At 60.5% G+C, this 16,021-nt stretch carries 13 protein-coding genes; 7 read left to right on the top strand and 6 right to left on the bottom strand.

Going from position 1 to position 16,021, the window contains the following annotated elements; translation table 11 throughout:
- Nucleotides 1-117: 117 nt before the first annotated feature.
- The 6 genes from QRN41_RS17790 to codA all read left to right on the top strand — a co-directional run bounded on the left by QRN41_RS17790 (nt 118) and on the right by codA (nt 6,275).
- Complete coding sequence (locus QRN41_RS17790; protein ID WP_034112872.1) at nt 118-1,197, top strand: patatin-like phospholipase domain-containing protein; 1,080 nt, start codon at nt 118-120, stop codon at nt 1,195-1,197.
- 75 nt (nt 1,198-1,272) lie between these two features.
- Nucleotides 1,273-1,629 carry a 6-carboxytetrahydropterin synthase QueD gene (queD, locus tag QRN41_RS17785; RefSeq protein ID WP_003173033.1) on the top strand — a complete coding sequence of 119 codons (357 nt, stop codon included), beginning with the start codon at nt 1,273-1,275 and terminating at the stop codon, nt 1,627-1,629.
- 97 nt (nt 1,630-1,726) lie between these two features.
- Nucleotides 1,727-2,350 (top strand): NUDIX hydrolase, encoded by a 624-nt coding sequence (locus tag QRN41_RS17780; protein ID WP_099313195.1) that lies wholly within the window; start codon nt 1,727-1,729, stop codon nt 2,348-2,350.
- 191 nt (nt 2,351-2,541) lie between these two features.
- Nucleotides 2,542-3,810: a cytosine permease gene (gene codB, locus QRN41_RS17775; RefSeq protein WP_034137712.1), complete on the top strand. Its 1,269-nt coding sequence runs from the start codon at nt 2,542-2,544 to the stop codon at nt 3,808-3,810.
- A complete protein-coding gene (locus QRN41_RS17770) occupies nt 3,807-5,012 on the top strand; it encodes a PucR family transcriptional regulator (protein WP_034137711.1) in 1,206 nt (401 codons plus the stop codon). The genes codB and QRN41_RS17770 overlap by 4 nt, the downstream gene beginning before the upstream one ends.
- A 27-nt stretch (nt 5,013-5,039) precedes the next feature.
- A complete protein-coding gene (gene codA, locus QRN41_RS17765; protein ID WP_094066346.1) occupies nt 5,040-6,275 on the top strand; it encodes a cytosine deaminase in 1,236 nt (411 codons plus the stop codon).
- Between the two features lie 9 nt (nt 6,276-6,284).
- Here codA and QRN41_RS17760 read toward each other — a convergent pair whose 3' ends face one another.
- From QRN41_RS17760 to QRN41_RS17740, 5 genes are all read right to left on the bottom strand, one after another.
- Nucleotides 6,285-8,444 carry a lipase family protein gene (locus QRN41_RS17760; RefSeq protein WP_167417964.1) on the bottom strand — a complete coding sequence of 720 codons (2,160 nt, stop codon included), beginning with the start codon at nt 8,442-8,444 and terminating at the stop codon, nt 6,285-6,287.
- A gap of 14 nt (nt 8,445-8,458) precedes the next feature.
- The gene (locus QRN41_RS17755) at nt 8,459-9,238 is read right to left on the bottom strand and encodes a hypothetical protein (protein ID WP_167417965.1); all 780 of its coding nucleotides are present in this window, start codon (nt 9,236-9,238) and stop codon (nt 8,459-8,461) included.
- Complete coding sequence (locus QRN41_RS17750) at nt 9,231-10,067, bottom strand: DUF4123 domain-containing protein (RefSeq protein ID WP_167417995.1); 837 nt, start codon at nt 10,065-10,067, stop codon at nt 9,231-9,233. Before QRN41_RS17750 ends, QRN41_RS17755 begins: the two co-directional genes overlap by 8 nt.
- The gene (locus tag QRN41_RS17745; RefSeq protein ID WP_167417966.1) at nt 10,067-12,115 is read right to left on the bottom strand and encodes a type VI secretion system Vgr family protein; all 2,049 of its coding nucleotides are present in this window, start codon (nt 12,113-12,115) and stop codon (nt 10,067-10,069) included. Before QRN41_RS17745 ends, QRN41_RS17750 begins: the two co-directional genes overlap by 1 nt.
- Before the next feature lie 315 nt (nt 12,116-12,430).
- Nucleotides 12,431-13,417 (bottom strand): diaminopimelate epimerase, encoded by a 987-nt coding sequence (locus QRN41_RS17740; protein ID WP_167417967.1) that lies wholly within the window; start codon nt 13,415-13,417, stop codon nt 12,431-12,433.
- Between the two features lie 347 nt (nt 13,418-13,764).
- Here QRN41_RS17740 and QRN41_RS17735 point away from each other — a divergent pair, with 347 nt between their 5' ends.
- On the top strand, nt 13,765-14,916 hold the full coding sequence (locus QRN41_RS17735; protein WP_034137704.1) for an MFS transporter: 1,152 nt from the start codon (nt 13,765-13,767) through the stop codon (nt 14,914-14,916).
- 52 nt (nt 14,917-14,968) lie between these two features.
- On the opposite strand, the gene QRN41_RS17730 is transcribed toward QRN41_RS17735, so the two are convergent.
- A complete protein-coding gene (locus QRN41_RS17730) occupies nt 14,969-15,877 on the bottom strand; it encodes a hypothetical protein (RefSeq protein WP_243269826.1) in 909 nt (302 codons plus the stop codon).
- Nucleotides 15,878-16,021 lie beyond the last annotated feature (144 nt).

Here is a 16,021-nt window from a genome sequence, read left to right as displayed (position 1 = left end):
ACCATGGCAATTCCAAGCCGACGCGACAAACGACGGTGTTTATTCCGGACTCGCGCGGTATGGTTAACGTTTTTCGCGAGCATGTGTGCTCCTACACCCGCTTCAACAGAGATCGGTATGACAGCCATCCACATCAAATTCCCCGCGCTGACTCTCAAGGCCGGCACGCGCGCGTTGGCACGCATTCGTGAGCAGGGCCTAAAACCAGCGGATGTCGGCATTCTTCCCGGCGCGGCCGGCGGGCCCAAGGCCCTGGGTATCCAAGGCTTGGACTTGGCGCTGTTCGGCGACTGGCTGCCGCGTGCACCACGGCAGCGCGCGCTGATCGGCGCGTCCATCGGCTCCTGGCGCTTTGCCAGCGCATGCCTGCCCGACCCGGTGCAGGGCCTGCTGGACCTCGGTCGCCTGTACAACGCGCAACATTTCGCCAAAGGCGTGACCATGGCCCAAGTCAGCCAAAGCTGCGTGCGCATGCTCGACGACCTGCTGGCCGGCCGGGATGCGCGGGTGCTGGACAACCCCGACTATCGACTCAACATCATGGTGGTCAAAAGTCACGGCCTGCTCGCCGATGACCATCGCGGACGCCTGGGCCTGGGCCTGTCGTCGGTGATTGCCGACAACCTGCGCGGTCGCGCACGTCTGTCGCGGCACTTCGAACGCCTGATCGTCCACGACCCGCGCCAGCCGCCGCCGGTGCATCCGCTCAAGGACTTCCCATCGCGCTTCCTCGAACTGGAAGTCGGCAACCTGCGCCAGGCGCTGCTGGCGTCGGGCTCGATCCCCATGGTGATGCAAGGCGTACGCGACCTGCCCGGCGCGGGCCAAGGCACCTACCGCGACGGCGGCCTGCTGGACTACCACCTCGACCTGCCCTACCACGGCGACGACATCGTGCTGTACCCACACTTCACCGACCGGGTCATCCCCGGCTGGTTCGACAAGGGCCTGCCGTGGCGGCGCAGCAACCCTCAGGGCTTACAGGATGTGTTACTGCTCGCGCCCTCAAGGGATTACCTGGCGCGCCTGCCCCACGGCAAACTGCCGGACCGCAGCGACTTCAAACGCTTTATGGGCGACGACCCGAGCCGCCACAAGTACTGGCAAACCGCGATGAGCGAGAGCCGGCGGCTGGGGGATGAGTTTCTGCAACTGGCCGACAACGGCGGCCTGGGCGAACGCTTGCAGGCGCTGTGACCCAGCGGTATGCGCGGCGAGGGAGCAAGCTGTTAAACTCGCCGCCTGCCAGATACTGACCGAGCTGAAAATACTGTGGAAATCTTCAAGGAATTTACATTCGAATCCGCCCACCGCCTGCCGCACGTGCCGGACGGCCATAAATGCGGGCGCCTGCATGGGCATTCGTTCAAGGTGGCGATCCACCTGAGTGGCGACCTGGATCCCCATACCGGTTGGATTCGCGACTTTTCGGAGATCAAGGCGATTTTCAAGCCGCTCTACGAACGTCTGGACCACAACTACCTCAACGACATTCCCGGCCTGGAAAACCCCACCAGCGAAGTGCTGGCCAAGTGGATCTGGAATGAACTCAAACCGTTGCTGCCTGAGCTGAGCGCGATTCGTATCCACGAAACCTGCACCAGCGGCTGCATCTACCGCGGCGAATAAACCGGCGCGGTAAAAAAACCACCCTTGCGGTGGTTTTTTTGTGCCTGGCGTTGCACCCTTTCAGCCAGCCCTTTTGCCTGCAATCTAGGAGAATGCAATGGAGAACACGTGGCTGGCCCAGGCCAAGCGCCTGCAAGCGTTGGCGTCCACGGGGCTGCATTTTTGCACCGATGATTTCGAGCGCGAACGCCTGGAGGAAATCGCCCGGATCGCCCACAGCATGCTCGCGCAGCTGGGCGATGTGCCCTTGGAGCGCATCACCGGGCTGGTGCCGGATTTCGCCCAGCGCTATTCGACACCGATGATTGATGTGCGCGGCGCCGTCATCGAGGGGGAGCGGATTTTACTGGTGCGCGAAGCCACCGACGGTTGCTGGGCGCTGCCGGGGGGTTATGCCGATATTGGCCTGTCGGCGTCGGAAAACATCATCAAGGAGATTTATGAAGAGGCCGGGCTGACGGTCACGGCGCGGGCGCTGTACAGCGTGACGCACAAAGCCAAAGGCTTGTATCGGCCGGATGTGCGGGACTTCTACAAGTTGTATTTCCTGTGTGAGCCCATCGATCAGTCAGCGCCAGTGGCCGGTGTCGAAACCACTGAGGTGGGCTTTTTCAGCCTGGACGACCTGCCGCCGTTGTCCCGTGGGCGCACCATCGAAAGCGATCTGCAGGCGGCGTTTGCGTTTCATCGCGGCGAGACCACACAGACCTTGTTCGACTGATCCATTTTGTATCACCCCTGCACCGCTTTCGTGCCCTACTGGGCATTGCGAACAGTGCTTTGAGCTTAGCCCTCCTGTTTGGCGCGCAAAATTGTGCACGCTGCACAACCGGCGCCGTGCGTCCACCACTGCTGTCGGTTTGGCACGCGTGGTGCAATGGGCCTGCGTCACTCATTCAGGGAGCAAGGCACATGACGCAGCAAGAATCCGGCAATGACTACCCCTTGAGCGAAGTCCCGATGCATGCACGTAAAGGCCTGGCGTCCACCGCCATGGTGCTGCTGGGCTTCACTTTTTTTACCGCGACCATGTTTGCCGGCGGCAAATTGGGGGTGGCGTTCAGTTTCACCGAGATGCTCGGTGTCGTGGCCCTCGGTAACCTGCTATTGGGTATTTACGCCGCAGGCCTGGGCTATATCGCCTTCAAGAGCGGTTTGAACTCGGTGTTGATGGGGCGTTTCTGCTTTGGCGAGGTGGGTAGCAAGCTCAGCGACCTGATCCTCGGTTTTACCCAGATCGGCTGGTACGCCTGGGGCACCGCCACCGCCGCCGTGGTGCTCGGCAAGTATTTCGAACTGAGCCAGGGCAGCGTGCTGGTGATGATGGTGCTGTTCGGCCTGGTGTTCTGCGCCACCGCCTACGTGGGCTATCGCGGGCTGGAGATTCTGTCGTACATCGCGGTGCCGGCCATGGGCATCCTGCTGGTGTTGTCGATGTGGGTGGCTACGGTGAAAGTCGGCGGACTGCAAGGGTTGCTGGCGGTGGTGCCAACCGGTCAACTCGATCTGTCCACGGCCATTACTCTGGTGTTCGGCACCTTTGTCAGCGGCGCGACCCAGGCTACCAATTGGACGCGGTTTTCCCGCTCGGCCAAGGTGGCGGTGCTGGCCAGCCTGATTGGTTTCTTTGTCGGCAATGGGCTGATGGTGCTGATCGGGGCTTATGGCGCCATCGTCTATCAGCAGCCGGATGTGGTGGAAGTGTTGCTGTTGCAGGGTTTTGCCATGGCCGCGATGGCGATGCTGCTGCTCAATATCTGGAGCACCCAGGACAACACCATCTATAACTTCGCGGTGGCCGGCTGCAATTTGCTGCGCACCAAACGCCGCAAGACCGTGACCCTCGCCGGCGCGGTGATCGGCACGCTGCTGGCGCTGCTGGGCATGTACGACATGCTGGTGCCGTACCTGATCCTGCTAGGCACGGTGATCCCGCCGATCGGAGGGGTGATCATGGCGGACTTCTTCTACCGCTACCGTGGTCAATACCCACGCCTGGCGCAAACACGCTTGCCCGCGTTCAACTGGCCGGGGCTCCTGGCCTACGCGGTGGGCACTGTGCTGGCCTTCAACTCGCCGTGGGTAGCGCCGCTGGTAGGGATTGTCGCGGCGTCGCTGACCTACATCATATTGAGCGCCCTCCTGCGGGTACGTGCGCCATTGGCTGACGTCCAGGCATGAGCCTGACCGTCGCCGATGTGCTGGCACTGCCGGGCTTGGAATCCCTGACCCTGCGTGCCGGCCAGACGGGCCTGGATAACCCCGTGCGCTGGCCCTATGTGGCGGAAAACAGCGGGATCGCCGAATGGGTGCTGGGCGGTGAGCTGGTGTTTGTCACTGGTATCAACCATCCCCGCGATGAGGCCAACCTGCTGCAACTGCTGGAGGAGGCCTGTCAACGCCAGGTCGCCGGGCTGGTGGTGCTCACCGGGCCGACGTATATCCAGGCCATCCCCCCGCGCGTGCTGGAAGCCGCCGCGGCTGCCGGTATGCCGCTGATCGAGCAGCCCTATTCGCTGAAAATGGTGCTGGTGACCCAAGCCATTGGCTCGGCGCTGATCCAGTCCGAGCAATTGGGACGCTCGCGGCACGATGTGCTGGAGCGCTTGCTGGCCGGTGATTATCAGTCCCTGGACATCTTGCTGCACCGCGCCGCGCAATTGGGCATGCCGCTGACGGGGCACTGGCAGGTCGTGCAGTTGCAGTTGGAGGGCAGTGAAGCGCTGTTTGCCCAGGGTGATGCAGCGCAGGTGGAGGCGCACCTAACGGGGCGACACGACGCGATCGGTCGGCGTTTGCGCCAGTGGTCGCCGACCGTACCGATCCTGGGCCGCGCCGGGCAATGGACCCTGCTGCTGCCGGCGCCGGACGCTGTGGCCGCCTTGGCCAACCGCAATCAACTGGCGCAGTGGTTGAGCCCATTGAACCTGCGCCTGGCCCCGCTCAAATTGTTTATCGGCCTGAGCGCCGCCGCGCACCCGGCGGCCCGCCTGGCCCAGGCCCAGGATGAAGCGCGCCAGGCCCTGGCCGCCGCGCGACGCTTCCGCGAGCGCGCCGGGCTGTGCGTGTACGACGAACTGGGAGTGCTCAAGTTGCTCAGCGGGGTGCGTGATCGCGCTCTGCTCGACCAATTCCTCAAGGAGCGCCTGGGCCCTTTGCTGCGTCACGACTTGCAGCACGGCCCCAGCTTGATGCCGACCTTGGAAGCTTGGTTTCACGAGAATGGTAATCTGATGGCCGCCGCCCAGCGCCTGGCCGTACATCGCAACACCCTGACACACCGAATCCAGCGCATCGAAGCCCTGTGCGGGTTGACGCTGGACAACGCCTATGACCGCCTGGACATCGGTATCGCCCTGATGATCTGGCGGCTGTCTGCCTGATTGTTTTTAGCCAAGAGGAACTTGCCCATGCACATCATCAACGCCCGCCTGCGCCACCGTGAAGGCCTGCATGATCTGCACCTGGAAAACGGCCGGATCGCCAGCATCACCGCACAAACCAACGTGCCATCCCTGGGGGCCGATGATCTGGACGCTGCCGGCAACCTGGTGATCCCGCCCTTTGTCGAGCCGCACATCCACCTCGATGCCACCCTCACCGCCGGCGAGCCACGCTGGAACATGAGCGGCACCCTGTTCGAAGGCATCGAATGCTGGGGCGAACGCAAAGCCACGATCACCCAGGAAGACACCCGCACCCGCGCCAAACAAACCATCCAAGCCCTGGCCGCCCACGGCATCCAGCATGTACGCACCCACGTCGACGTCACCGACCCGCAGCTCACGGCGCTCAAGGCCATGTTGCAGGTGCGCGAGGAAAGCGCACACCTGATCGATCTGCAGATCGTGGCGTTTCCCCAGGAGGGCATCGAGTCCTACGCCAACGGCCGCGAATTGATGGAGGAAGCCATCCGTCTGGGTGCCGATGTGGTCGGCGGCATTCCGCACTTTGAATACACCCGCGACCAGGGCGTGAGTTCGGTGAAGTTCCTGATGGATCTGGCCGAACGCACCGGCTGCCTGGTGGACGTGCACTGCGACGAAACCGATGACCCGCACTCACGTTTTCTCGAAGTGCTTGCCGAAGAAGCCCGCAGCCGCGACATGGGCGCCCGCGTCACCGCCAGCCACACCACCGCCATGGGTTCCTACGACAATGCCTACTGCGCCAAACTCTTTCGCCTGCTGGGGCATTCGGGCATCAGCTTCGTTTCCTGCCCCACCGAGAGCATCCATCTACAAGGGCGCTTCGATAGCTTTCCGAAACGCCGGGGTGTGACCCGAGTGAACGAGTTACTGGAGGCCGGCATGAACGTGTGCTTTGGCCAGGACTCCATCGTCGATCCCTGGTACCCCCTGGGCAACGGCAACATCCTGCGCGTGCTGGAAGCCGGTCTGCATATCTGCCACATGCTCGGCTACCGCAACCTGCAAAGTGCTCTGGACCTGGTTACCGACAACAGCGCCAAGGCGATGGCCCTGGGCGAGCGCTACGGCCTGGAACCCGGGCGCCCCGCCAACTTGTTGATCCTCTCGGCAGACAGCGACTACGAGGTAATCCGCAGCCAGGGCCTGCCGCTCTACTCGATCCGCAACGGCAAAGTACTGATGAAACGCCAGCCGGCCCAGGTCGCATTCATGTAAGCCGGCGCTTCAGACAATCGAGTCGATATCCAATGGCTGTGCCCTGCCCCGCTCGCTGGGCGCCGCCGCAGGGATGCTGGCCACTGGCGGCGACTCGCGGTTTTCACGATGGCTGAACCAACGGTTTAGGCAGCCTTGCAGGTGCACGGACTGCGCATGGCTGCCGTACACATCGCGTGCCTCCAGGCGACGCCAGCGCAGGCTCTCCAGGCGTCCACGGCTAGTGTGCAAGCGGTCGATCTCGGCGTTCAGGGCCTGATGATAGTGTTCGGGGACATGGCTGCGCCCATTCGGCACAGGCCTGCGGTCCAGCTCACGCCGCTTGTCGCGCAATTGCTCACGCATGGTTTCCAGCGCCCGATCCACCAGCTCGTACTCGCGCTGGGTCACCAGCGAATCCTGACTGTCCAAGGCCTGCTGCCAACGCCGTAATGTGGCCCAAGCGGCCGGGATGTAACTGGCGGTCATGAAGTGCTGACTCGCCTGGAACAGTTGCCTCAAGAAATTCTCACGCAGGGGCGTGTCGCCATGCAGTTTCAATGCACGGTTGACCCCGGCCTCCTGAATGGACTCACAACCGGGCTTCCACAGCACCGAGGACGGGGTGCCGTCGGGCAGTGTGATCGGCATGAAATGCTGTTGTTCGCCATGGTGCTGGTAAGGATTGCCACCGACGCGTACCAGACCGGCCGCGAACAACAGCCCGCCCGGCGTGGGCGCGCTGAACAAGGTGACCGCACCGGGAACCCACAGTTTGGCGGTAGTGTTCATCCACGGCGCAGGAACGCTGGGGACCGGATCGTTATGGTTGACGATACGGTGATGGACCAGAGCGGATGCACCGGCGACGAATTCGGAATCGGCGGCGCGGGGAGCGCCGTAGGTGTAGAGGAGGATGTTGTAGTCGCGATCAGGAATACGGCGTAAACCCTCTGCCAACAGCAATGCAATAGCACCGCCCAGGCTGTGGCCGCAAATGACCACTCGCTGCCCTATATGAAACTGACTGAGATAGCTCAGCACAAAATCGCGCATCGCACGGTAAGCCTGATAAAAACCTTCATGTGCCTTGCCGATACCATCCGCGAAAGGCACTTGGTGGGCGTTTGCGTCCCGCACTGCATCGGCGCTGCTGAACGTCCCTCGCACGGAAATCAAGATCACCTCGTCGTGATGAGTAATGAACGCTTGAGTATCGGTACCGAATTTTTCGTCATCAAAAAAGTGCAAACTGGCGGGGTGCTCCTGTTCTTTACCGAGTTCGGGACGATTTTGTGGATACAGCTGCGGATCGAAAGGAAGGATTTCAAACCGTCGCGAATAAGGCACCTCTTCATAAAGCGGGTAAAAACGCTGTACCTGTTCTGGATCAATTTTCCAGGCTTCCACGCAGCAGGAAAGCTGTTCGGCAAATAGATTGCCGACACTTGGACTCAGTGGAAAATGGACTTGATCCGTGGGTTTTACAGGAGGTTCCTGACCAAAATCGCAATAACTCAAAGCCGCGATCAACGACAGCTGATACAGATTCAATGCACTAAAGCTGTCTTCACTTGAGAGAGCTGGGCGTAAAGCGCGCAGCGGTCGCACTTCCAGCACCGTGTGATTGTTGGGAAACAGCACGACTCCCGCCAATGTCGGCTCAGGTGCGCCGAATCCCAGCTCAGCCAGCATTTTCAGAGCATGGCGTTGCGGTTGATGAGTACGAGGGGCTATCGGGGGTAAATGAGCAACGTGGCGGACTAAATCGCGCACCTCAACTTGATAAAACTTAGTCGCCGGCTGTCGAGCAGGGTTATTTTCAGTACAGCTGCCATCAGGCGTGGCGAATCGAGTATGTTCCGCCCGAAACTGAAGTTCGGTAATAGGCAACGGATAACTGCTTCGCGCTGTTAACCGCCGATACAGCTGATCAACGCCGGTATAGAGAGTGTCGAAAATAAGTACCACGGGGCCGCAATACATATTTTCCAGTTTGGCGAATCCGTCGACATCGAGTCTGCCTTCGTATCTTTGCCCTGCGCTGTCGTGCAATGTGTAGGGCAATCCGCCATAGCCGCTTCCTACTCCGAGCTCATCGACCAAACGAAAGCTCACCCAGTCACCTCGCAACGGGCAGGCAGGTCTGCTGTTATTAAAAAATGGTTGCTTCCGTGCATCCAGACTCATGACCAGCTCCTTGGTTAATTGCAAGATGGATACACATCACACGTGCGGCCATCCGGCATCTTGATAGGTTTGAAGTGAGCGGAATCACCATTGCAGAAAGCATAACGATCTTCGAAGTTAACCCCTCTGCACCGCTTCCAACCGCCAGGCACAGCGACCCAGTTGTCGCCAATCGCTGGCAGCTCCTTATCAGTAAGCGTCATTCTCAGCCTCAGTGTTCTTCCCGCTAAATGATCTCGTTGAACCATGCCTCCAGGTCGCGTCTGCAGCAGTTGATGATTCGCATCCAACTCGTTGCATTTAAGAATTTTTATAATTGCGTGCTGTGAACCTGCCGTCCGAAATAACCAGTGACATTCCCCTCGCAGTTCCTGAATACCCGAGCCAGGCATACCCGGGACGTTTCCCTCCATCCAATCTCGTACACCAATGACGCCACTGTCCATTCCGATATCCGTACTCCTCGTTCCCCACTTTGCGGTAAAACCCAACTCCACACTACGCAACACCAACGGACACCCTTCCACCCTTTCACCCAACGGCAGCTCATAGCTCACCCGGCTGGCCACCGGCTTGTAGTCGGTAAAAAAAACCTTCCGCTCGGGCCGTTTACCTCGACGCCTGGGTAGAGTGCAGGTTTCGCCTGTCGCGGGCCCGTAGTTGGCGGCGGTTTTAAGTTCAAAGTCCGCCGGCAAATCCACTTCCAGCGTGAAGCTGTCCAGCGGTTTCATCGTGCAGCCCACGAGCCCGCTCATACTCAGCGCCAACAGTGCGCACCACCTTCGTTTACTCATCGGCTTTCCCCATTGAACGCCATTGCTTCACCACCCGTTGAAAGTGGTCTTCAGGTAATTCTCCGGCCATGGGCGGCCAGTGCACCTTGCTGGCGCGAGTGGCTTCTTCCAAGCGCCGTACCACCAGGAACTCCAGCTGTTGCGGCCGGTTCCATTGCCAAGCGCGCGCTTGTTCCAGCACCTGTGAAAGCCAGACTCGCGGGTCTTGGAATTGGAACAGTGCCGCCAGGTCCTCGCTGTGTTCGGCGAGCAGATAACGCAGGATATTGGCGTGCAGGATGGCGTCGGCTTGCGGGTTGGGCGTGCTCAGCCACGGCGCAGGATCGGGTACTGGGTACTCGCCGGGCGCTGGGTTGTCGGCGCTATGCCAGCGCTGCTCATGCCAATAGCACACGCTGATCAGCGGACCGAGGTATGGCGGCCACTGCTCCGGCGCCAAATGGTCGAGGGCCCGTGCAAGGGTGCGGTTGTCATAAAAGCGGTACAGCGCCTGATCCCCCTGCGGCCCGATGAGCAACCGATCGCGCCAGTGCTGTGTCAGGTCAGTCAGGTCCGCGCTTGCCATACTGCCGAGCCAGCCCCAGTTCATCTGTGGCGTTAGCAGAAGGCTGAGCAGCGCGGGCTCGCCGACGCGATCCAGCAGCAAGACCACAGGCCCTGTCGCGGCCAATTCCGCCAGGGAGGTCTGGGCGTAAAGGCTGCGGTACTGCGACACGCTGCGCACCGCCAACAGCGACTGGCACGCTTGGCTTGCCCCCTCCAGCATCAGGCACAATCGCCGCCCTGCCTGCTGTTGGCGAGCCATCCAATGGTGAGCCAGGTTATCCATCACGCCGCCCTCCCGTTGAGACCGCATACACCTTCGCCACAGCCTGTGCACACCGGGCAAAAGTCCGCGCCCAACTGTTTGGCCAGGCTCATGATCATGCCCTGAATGGGGGACATCTTCGGACCGTCAACCTGGGCGGGCGCTGCTGCAATATCCTCGCCCGGTGCCAATGGCGTGGCCGATCGCGTGATAGCAGGGCTGCCGCCCAGCACAATGGGACGACTGCTGAAAATGCCGCCGGCCTGGATCACCAAGTGTTCCCCTCCAGCCTTGAGACTCAACTGAGCGCCCGCATCGATGACCAGGCTGGCCCCCGCCTTGAGATGGAGTTCTTGCCCCGCTTCAATGACCAGGTTTCGGTCAACGTGGACGTGGCGGCTGCCGTGCACACGCAGGTGGTCATTGGCCTGCAACACCACCTTGCGGTCGCCGGCGATGTGCTGGTGCGCTTCATGTTCCAGGCGAGTCGAACTCAAGCCGTGAATGGTTTCATGCCGCTCGCCCGCTACCTCCAGGCGGCTGTCATGGCCGACCCGTTGCTCCAGATCCCGCTGGGCCCGCAGGTAAATGAGTTCATCGCCGCGCCGGTCCTCCACGAACACTTCATTGAAGCCGCCGCCGCCCGGGGAACTGCGGCTGCGCAGGACGCTGCGGGTCTTGTGCTGCGGCAAGGGGTAGGTCGGCATGTGCAGCGCATTGGGCACACAGCCGGTGATCAATGGCTGGTCCGGGTCGCCCTCCAGAAAGGTCACCACCACCTCCATGCCCACCCGTGGGACCATCGTGGCGCCGAACCCATCGCCCGCCCAACCCGATGCCACCCGCACCCAACCGCTGCTTTTATCATCGCTCTTATCCAGACGGTCCCAGTGAAAACGCACTTTGATCCGGCCATAGGCGTCGCAATGCACGTCCTCCCCTGCCGGCCCGGTCACGGTAGCGGTCTGGCTGCCGTTGATGGTGGGTTTGGGATGCTTGAGCGGAGGTCGATACGTCGAACGCCAGGGGATCGCGGTGAAACGATTGCGGTAACCCTGAAACCGCTCGGCATCAACGCCGGCTTCTTCCAGCACCTGGGGTTGATAGCCTTCATGACGGACCGAGGTGATCAGCCACAGATCGTTGCAGGACGGGTCCGGATGATCCTGCAACTCTAGAAAGTGCCCACTGCGCAGGAGCGGCTGATCACTCCTGCCCAAGACACGATGCCGGTCGCTGCGATGGCGCTCCAGGCCGCGACGGGCCAGTTGTGCACCGCGAACATGGCCGGTAAATCCTGCCGGATAACGGTAGTCCTCAAGCCGGTGCGCGGGCTCGATACTTGCGCTGTCCTGCAGGCGCAGAGAAGGATGTTCAAAGTCGTAGTCGCGCCGCACTGTTTGCCGACTGCGGGTGGACAGGCGCACATCGAACCGCTGGATAACCCGCGTCGACGCCTCGGGCCCGCCGCTGGCCGAATAATGTTGCGTGGGCAGACGTCGAAACACCGTCTGGTCATCACCGAATACCAGCACATGGGCATGCTCGCTGTGGCGGAAGTGGTAATGAATCCCCTCCTCCTCGCACAGCCGCTGGATGAAATGCAGGTCGGTCTCCGCGTACTGCACACAGAACGTACGCGGCGGATAGATCACCGGGCCCAATTCGAACCGGTAGGCATCGGCCAGGATGCCGTGATACTCAAGCACCGCGGCGATGATCTGGGGCACGCTGCGTTGCTGGAAAATCCGTTGATCGCAGCGATGGGCCAGACAGGCCAGACGCGGCGCCAAGGTGAGGTGATAGCGGGTCAATCGGCGGCCAGGGTCATCGCGACCGACGGCGTATACCTGACCGTGCAGGCCTTGATCAGCGTCGCCGAAATCCAGGTAGGCGGGCTGGTGCAGCAATGCCTCAAGCTCCAGCGACGGGTTTTCGCTGGTCACTTGTACTTGAATGAAAAACGGTTGATCCAGTACCTCCTGACCGTTGAACGCCAGCACCTGAAAGTCGGTATTTACGCCTGGGAGAATCAATTTAAAACTTGAAGAAACAAACGCGTTAACCATCCGTTGTTACCCGCTTTGGTTATGACCCAACTGAATTGATCAGTGGACTGAAACCCCGCCACTGAACGTCGAGAACCTGGCGAAAGAGTTTGAGCCAGAGCCCTGAAGCTTAGCGATTTCAGGCAAAAATCGACTATTGGAAAATAAAAAAGAAGTTTCGTACGGAGGTAATGGAAGTGTCTTTTACAAAATAATAAATCGCGACAAAGTACTACTTCCGAAGTGCACGAAAGGGCCTACACCAACTTGCGAAAACAAGTTAATTAATTAAGAAGAAACTGACGTCCACTTATAGACGTCAGCTCAATGAAACCCTCAGACCTGGCGCCGTGCAGCCCCGAACAGACTGACGCTCAGCAGCCGATGGTCGTGGGTTTGCAAGCGTACTGGCGCAGTACCACCCGGCATGACCACTGCGACGTCGCCGGCCTCTACCCAGCCCGCTCGCCATGCCGCACAGGCCACCGCACTGGCGCTGGTTCCAGAGGACGCCGTGGGGCCTTCACCACGTTCAAACACTCGCGCCGCCATACGATTGCCGGGGAGCCTGGCGGCCCACTGCAAGTTAACTCCAGCCATGCACGGCTGACCGCCGCCCATCGGCGGGGCGAAGGCAATGGCCTGTAGGGGAGCGAACAAGGAAGGTTGCTGCATTGGCCCGTTGTCCGGCAGGTCGGCAACGCGATCGACCAAGGTCACGCAATGGGGGTTGCCCACGCGCACGAACTGACTGTGGGTCCAATTCGGATTGATGGCCGCGAGCGCGTCCACCTGGCTCAGTTCAGCGTCACCGAGCAGCACCGGTTCTACCCCTTGCGCGCCAACCGCCGATGGCCCGAACTCGGGTACGCCCAGGGTCAGCCAGAACCCTGCAGTGTGGTCATGCACGGCGGGGGCGATGTGCGTGGCCACAGGCGAGTGCCCGTCGGGCTGGTCATGGTGCACGCGCAACTCACATGTGTCGGTCATCAAGCCCTGATCCGTGAGTGCCTGGGCAAAAATCGTCAAACCATTGCCACTGCGCTCGGCCAGGGAACCGTCGGTGTTAACGATCAACAGGTCAAATGGCGGCTCGTTCTGAAACGGGCCGACCAGCAAGCCATCGCATCGATGGGCCTTGGCATTCGCTGGACGCGGCAGTGAGCCCCAACCGCATTCGGACGCGATGGCCAAAGCGGCCCAGGTTTTGCGCGTAAGCGCGGCCTGGACGGGGTCGTCGGGTAGCTGAACGCCCTGACGCCGGAGCGCTGCCGGGCTGACCACGCCATACACATTGCCTCGGGCATCGTAGAACTGAGTCATGCTGTCGCCCGCCTGCGCATTGTCATCGGTTAGTCCATCCGGTTTCCTACATAGGGAGCAGCAGCGTATTACAGAACGACGCATTTGTGCGAAGCGGCCTGGAAGGTGGTAATCCACCGCACAAAGCCCGGGGATCATCACTTAGTGCGGGGATTACACACCTTCCAGAACGCCTCCTACGGAAGCGATAACACCTATGTGGCGTTCATCGCCAATTGCGTTCCAGGTTTGTAAAAAGAAAATTCACGCTCAATGCTGCTTGGGGAACCCAGCTCGCTCGCGAGGGCCTGATGTGCAAGGATGTCGCGTCGGACATCGTTCGTTGAACGCAAAACCAAGGACTTTTCATGACAGCCATCCCTACCTCAGCGCCCGTGGTTCCCGGGCGACTGGAGCAAATGTCGACCCGCATCGCCTTTTTTATCGCCGGTTTCGGCATTGCCGCCTGGGCACCGCTGGTGCCGTACGCCAAGGCTCGCGCGGGACTGAGTGAGGGCACGCTGGGTCTGCTGCTGTTGTGCCTGGGGGTGGGTTCGATCATCGCGATGCCGGCGGCGGGTGCGCTGGCATCGCGGTTTGGCTGTCGACGTGTACTCACCGCCGGCACAATCATGATCTGCCTGGCCTTGCCGCTGCTGGCCACGGTCAGCTCGATCCCGTTATTGATCGTCGGGTTGTTTTTGTTTGGCGCCGGGCTTGGCACCGTGGATTCCACGGTGAACCTGCAGGCGGTGATCGTCGAACGGGCCAGCGGCAAAACCATGATGTCGGGGTTTCACGGTTTGTTCAGCCTGGGCGGGATTGTCGGCGCGGCAGGCGTTGCCGGTTTGCTGGGGATGGGGCTGACACCGCTGCAGGCGACGCTGGTGGTGATCGTGATCACGCTCGCGGCGCTGCTCAAGGCTGGGCCGCATTTATTGCCTTATGGCAGCGAAAGTTCAGGACCGGCGTTTGCGGTGCCCCATGGTGTAGTGCTGTTTATCGGCTGTCTGTGCTTTATCGTGTTTTTGGCCGAAGGTGCGGTGTTGGACTGGAGCGCGGTGTTCCTGAGCGCCGAACGTGGCCTGGACGAGGCCTACGCCGGCCTGGGCTACGCAGCCTTCGCCCTGACCATGACGGCCGGGCGCCTGACCGGCGACGCCATCGTGCGGCGCTTGGGCGCGAAGAAGGTGATTATTGTGGGTGGCGTGCTGGCCGCCAGTGGTATCTTCCTGGCCACGTTGTCGTCTGCCTGGGAGGTCGCATTGCTCGGCTACGCATTGGTGGGGGCGGGATGCTCGAATATTGTGCCGGTGCTCTACACCGCCGTTGGGCAACAGAAGGTCATGCCCGAACACATTGCCGTGCCGGCCATTACCACGTTGGGGTATGCCGGCATTCTGACCGGGCCTGCTGCAATCGGCTTCATCGCCCATGGCAGCAGCCTGGCCACGGCCTTTCTGGTGATAGGAATATTGCTGGTGGCAGTGGCAGTCAGTGGAAAAATACTGCGGGTGTGAACGACATGAGCTTCCGCATTGGACCGAGAAGCTCATAGGTCGCCAGGAAGCCTTATCGTCCCTTTTCTTCCTTGTCGTTTTCCAACCAACGGTCAATGCTGTAGTTCTTCAACCAGCCATCGTCGTTGTGGCTACCGAAGATGTTGGTGCCATTGGCCTTGGGGCCGTCCAGCGATGCCAGAAGCCCTGGCCGCTCCACCAGGTTCTTGGCCATGTAGACCTGCAGCTCGCTGTATTTCTTCTTGGGAAAACCGGTGGCTGCGTCGCGCACTACCTGGCCCTGTTTGTCTGTTTCGTCGGGGTCCTTGCTCATCTCGATAAGCGTTTCTTTCTTGACGTAGCGGTGCTTTTCAAAAAAGAAACTGTAGTCTTCCGACTGATCCCGCAAGTCATCAAACATCCCCCTAAACACCTGGACGACCTGTGCGTCGGTCTTCGAATGGAATGGGTCGGCACTCTGAGTATTGGGATTGGTATTGCCAATGGAATAACTGGCGACCTTTTCAAGACTGGCCGAGGTTATCTCGCCACCCTTGGCAACAATCGCGTCGGCCAGCCGCGGACGGTTGAGTATCTCCCGCGCCAGCATGATCGTGCGCTCAAGCACCTTGCTTTCTTTCGGATCCTCTTTCGCAATTGCCTCCAAGGAGCCCAGGGTCAGGCGACCATCCTTCTTGAAATCACCGAGCATTGGAAAAACGTTATTCAGTTGGGTTGCCAGCAGATGGTCGTCCGAGCTGGTATACGGGTTGCCTACCTGCGAACCGCCTGAATAGAAGCCTTGGGCGTCAAAATGCACCTGTCCATTGTTCGGGAATCGCGTATCGAAAAGCTGATTCCCTTGAGGGGGGAGTGACTTGCCCGTCGCTCGCTCAGCGATTCCGAAACGTGCGTGACCATTGCCTGTGTTCAGGTTCAGATGGGGCGATACCTGCCTCAAATTATTCAGCCAATCAGCCATTTTTTATCTCCAGCATAATAAGATTCCGTGGACCGAGACTTATTGGGTCGATCGCTACGCACCTGACTCAACAGGCGAAGAGTGAGTGGTACTCGGAAACTCCTGGTTCCAGCGAGGCAGACCAGTCGAATGCAGTAAAATTTG

The organism is Pseudomonas sp. efr-133-TYG-23, from assembly GCF_030209215.1.
Lineage (GTDB): Bacteria > Pseudomonadota > Gammaproteobacteria > Pseudomonadales > Pseudomonadaceae > Aquipseudomonas > Aquipseudomonas rhodesiae.
The sequence above is the reverse complement of the archived record's forward strand: the minus strand, read 5'-3'. Positions and strand labels throughout refer to the sequence as shown.

Coding starts and splice junctions, on each gene's coding strand:
- QRN41_RS17740 (WP_167417967.1), bottom strand. CDS start 13,417: ATGACTCAGTTCTACGATGCCCGAGGCAATGTGTATGGCGTGGTCAGC.
- QRN41_RS17730 (WP_243269826.1), bottom strand. CDS start 15,877: ATGGCTGATTGGCTGAATAATTTGAGGCAGGTATCGCCCCATCTGAAC.
- codA (WP_094066346.1), top strand. CDS start 5,040: ATGCACATCATCAACGCCCGCCTGCGCCACCGTGAAGGCCTGCATGAT.
- QRN41_RS17750 (WP_167417995.1), bottom strand. CDS start 10,067: ATGGATAACCTGGCTCACCATTGGATGGCTCGCCAACAGCAGGCAGGG.
- QRN41_RS17745 (WP_167417966.1), bottom strand. CDS start 12,115: ATGGTTAACGCGTTTGTTTCTTCAAGTTTTAAATTGATTCTCCCAGGC.
- QRN41_RS17790 (WP_034112872.1), top strand. CDS start 118: ATGACAGCCATCCACATCAAATTCCCCGCGCTGACTCTCAAGGCCGGC.
- QRN41_RS17755 (WP_167417965.1), bottom strand. CDS start 9,238: ATGAGTAAACGAAGGTGGTGCGCACTGTTGGCGCTGAGTATGAGCGGG.
- QRN41_RS17780 (WP_099313195.1), top strand. CDS start 1,727: ATGGAGAACACGTGGCTGGCCCAGGCCAAGCGCCTGCAAGCGTTGGCG.
- QRN41_RS17735 (WP_034137704.1), top strand. CDS start 13,765: ATGACAGCCATCCCTACCTCAGCGCCCGTGGTTCCCGGGCGACTGGAG.
- QRN41_RS17770 (WP_034137711.1), top strand. CDS start 3,807: ATGAGCCTGACCGTCGCCGATGTGCTGGCACTGCCGGGCTTGGAATCC.
- QRN41_RS17760 (WP_167417964.1), bottom strand. CDS start 8,444: ATGAGTCTGGATGCACGGAAGCAACCATTTTTTAATAACAGCAGACCT.
- codB (WP_034137712.1), top strand. CDS start 2,542: ATGACGCAGCAAGAATCCGGCAATGACTACCCCTTGAGCGAAGTCCCG.